At 70.1% G+C, this 361-nt stretch carries 1 protein-coding gene; it reads left to right on the top strand.

Features of this window, described 5'->3' with window-relative positions:
- Positions 1–108 precede the first annotated feature (108 nt).
- A partial coding sequence (locus tag AC1DSF_RS31465) for a VOC family protein (protein ID WP_478184227.1) occupies positions 109–361 on the top strand: 253 nt, incomplete at its 3' end.

Below are 361 nucleotides of genomic sequence, written 5' to 3' on the forward strand. Positions count from 1 at the left end.
CTCGTGCGGCACCATTGCGCCATGACGTCGCATAGGGGCGAAGACCGTCGGGCCTGGACGAAACGCGGTGGCATGGTCGTCGGGGGTCAGGCGGCGTAGCATGCGCGGGTGATCCTGGGGTTCTCGCACATTCAGCTTGTGGTGCGCGATGTCGACGCAAGCGCGGCCTTCTACCGGGCGGTCCTGGGGCTGGAGGATCTCGCTTCGGGAACGCTCGGGTCCGGCGCGTACGCGGCTTTGCGGCATCCGACGGCGGGGTTCGTGGTCGGGATGCAGACGGCGGTGGACGGCTCCGGCGTGGCCACGGCCGGGATCGACCACCTCGCGTTCGCCGTGGCCGACCTGCGGACGCTCGAAAGGC

The organism is Variovorax sp. 01N429, assembly GCF_056399425.1.